This window comes from Mesorhizobium sp. P5_C1 (assembly GCF_054049815.1).
In genome coordinates this window covers 1-2592 of the sequence record NZ_JBFULQ010000669.1, presented here as the reverse complement: position 1 = coordinate 2592, position 2592 = coordinate 1, and the positions used below count along the sequence as shown (strand labels likewise).

General features: G+C 64.5%; 3 protein-coding genes and 1 pseudogene. 2 read left to right on the top strand and 2 right to left on the bottom strand.

Annotated elements, in window-relative coordinates; translation table 11 throughout:
- Positions 1-262: 262 nt before the first annotated feature.
- Both ACXJ7R_RS29650 and ACXJ7R_RS29645 read left to right on the top strand, forming a co-directional pair.
- Positions 263-562, top strand: a pseudogene (locus tag ACXJ7R_RS29650) (hypothetical protein); the annotation flags it as partial.
- On the top strand, positions 559-849 hold the full coding sequence (locus ACXJ7R_RS29645; protein ID WP_457154929.1) for an RES domain-containing protein: 291 nt from the start codon (positions 559-561) through the stop codon (positions 847-849). The pseudogene ACXJ7R_RS29650 and the gene ACXJ7R_RS29645, both read left to right, overlap by 4 nt.
- A gap of 214 nt (positions 850-1063) precedes the next feature.
- Here ACXJ7R_RS29645 and scpB read toward each other — a convergent pair whose 3' ends face one another.
- Both scpB and ACXJ7R_RS29635 read right to left on the bottom strand, forming a co-directional pair.
- Positions 1064-1759, bottom strand: coding sequence for an SMC-Scp complex subunit ScpB (scpB, locus tag ACXJ7R_RS29640; RefSeq protein WP_457154928.1), 696 nt, complete (start codon positions 1757-1759; stop codon positions 1064-1066).
- A gap of 2 nt (positions 1760-1761) precedes the next feature.
- Positions 1762-2592, bottom strand: an 831-nt coding sequence (locus ACXJ7R_RS29635) for a DUF1403 family protein (protein ID WP_457154927.1), incomplete at its 5' end; no start/stop codon positions are given.

The window sequence follows — 2592 nt, the reverse complement described above, 5'->3', positions numbered from 1 at the left end:
ATCGAGGACCGTATCCACTGATTCAGCAACGTTGGACGGTTCAGAATTATCGCCATGGTCCAAGCTCCATCTGACCGCCTCCGGCCTTCGGCGTAGGCGAGCGCGAGGGATTTGAGATCGAACTGGCTAGTGGTTTCCTCGCTATCGTTTGTCACACGCACGAAAACTCACCGCACGCTTCAACGACCCCGAGGTTCCGTCATTCAAATTTGATGAGTTCTCACTGTACGGATCTTACCAAACGGTTCCTTACATGCCCGCTTTTGCCAAACCGAAGCGCCTGTCGCGGGCGCTTTGCGTGAAGGTGGCCAACCTGGCGCAATTGACCAGCGTCCACCGCAACACGCTCCGCAACCGGTCATCAGAGCGCCTGCAGGCCGGATGCGCGAGATGGTCAAGGTGATTTCGGCGGCGACGCAGCTCACCGGCGACGTCGACAAGGCAATCTCGGGTATCGCAATGAGCCGATGGCCATCGGACGGCGGCCGAACTCGTCGCGGACGGCCAGGTCGAAGCAGTCCTGGCCTTCATCCGGGTTCTCGAGAACGGGGCGCGCGGCTGAAGGTCACCCCCGTCGGGCCGGACGAGATCTTCCATCGCTATCTGACACCCAAATGGGCCTTCCTGCCCACCAGCGGTGCAGGCGCGGCAATCGACGGCGGTCGTTTCAACCGGGCAGGCGTCGAAGCACTCTATCTGCATCTGTATCTGTCCCGTTCGACCCAGACGGCTCTTGACGAATACAAGCAGGCTGCCAGCGATGTCCCGCCGGCCAGGGATTCGACCCGGACATCTGGGATGGCGCTTGGCAGGAACGGGATTGTGCCGGYGCCAGGTCGCTCGCATTGACAAGAAGATCCCGCCATCGTGGAAGCTTGCGAACATGATCGTCACGACCGGGCTTCGCGGCATCCTGTTCCCGTCGCTGCGTCACGCCGGCCGCCAATCTTGTCGACGAGGATCATGTCGCAGTTCACGGTCCCGATGACCGGCTCCCTTGCGACCAGTCGTCCTGGTTCTGAGTCATCGACCATCTCTGTGGTCGCAACGCCACAACGCCCGCTCACGACACTTGGTCCTCAACGACATCGTCCTCCCTCTTAGCCAAAACGGGTGGAATACCGCCGGCCAGCAGCTTTTCTTTCGACAGCAGCCCAGCATCCTCAACCGCCTCGAAATCCGGCAGCTGGCGCAGCGTGTCGAGCCCGAACTGCGACAGAAAATTTTTGGTCGTTACATAGGTATAGGGCGCGCCCGGCTGCGGGCTGCGCGGCCCGGAGGCGATCAGATCTTGCGCGCGTAACACGCCGATTAGGTCGCGCGACACCTCCTTGCCGAAGAAGCTCGACAGTTCGCCACGGGTGATCGGCTGGAAATAGGCAATGCACATCAGCACGAGTGCCTCCGACTGGGACAGTTCTTTTGCCCTCTCGCCCGATGCCGTGCCGAAGGCGGCGCGAATGGCGTCGCCAAAAATTTTCTTGGTCCGGTGCTGCCAGCCGCCGGCGACCGAAACCAGCTCATAGGGTCGGCCGGCGAGCTCGGCGCGAATGTCGTCGATGATCAGCTCGATATTGCAATTTCTTCCCACCACCCGCGCGAGGACACTACGTGTCACCGGTTCATTTGCCGCAAAGATCACCGCTTCGACGCGGCCCATCCACTCGCGCCAGCGCAGCTCGGCCGGAAGGTGCTCCAGCTCGATATCCAGCAAAGCCGGCTGAACGTTTGGCTTCCGGCGGGCAGACGCTTCGCTCATCTCTACAACCCAAACAGCCGAAACGTGGTGCGGCCGGAGAGCTCGCGCACGGCCTCCAGTTGCTGCAGCCGCTCGAACAGCCGCCGCGATGCAAAGCGCGACAGATTCTTCGTCGTCAGCGATCCGGAGACGGCGTCTTCACTGAGCAGCAGAAAGATTACGTCGCCAGCGCCTTTGGCGCGCAGTTTTTGCGCCAGGAGTTTTTCGGCCCGGCGCGACAGCTCGGCGGCCAACCGGCAGGCGTCTGCGGCGGCCGCAACGAGCGCGACGCAAACCGCCCGTTCAAAATTCTTGTCCCCGGGCCGGATGCGCCGGCCGCCGCTGGCCTCGGTGCGGAAGGATGGTCCAAAAACCTGAGCCATCAGCAGCGGCAGCGGCCGCGGCCAGCGCAGGCTTTGCGCCAGCACCAGGTCGGCGAGCCACCAGGCCAAAAGCTCGGAGTCGGGGCGCATGGCGACGACGTGCGCGGCGACGGCCGCGGCAGCGAATGGCGCTGGCTGCGGTCCTGCGCGTTCTTCGATTTCCGTGTACAGAGTTGCGAGCGCAGCGCCCTCCCAGTGGAGGCCAAGCTGGTCGACGATCTTTTCGAGCCGGTCGGCGCTGGTAACGGGCGGCTGAGCTGCCAATTGCCGCCAGGCGCCGAGGATGGCGCCGGCGGGGCCGGGATCGGCGCCGGCCGGGCGCAGGTGCCAAGTGTCGCGCAGGGCGGCCGCGTCCTCGGCCCGGCCGGCGAGCCGCATGCTGGCGGCGGCACAGCGAAGCGCCAGCCGCTGCCGCCAGGCGCCGGCCCAGGCAGGCTGCCCCCGGGCGAGGCTGTCAAGCGCGCTCAGGGC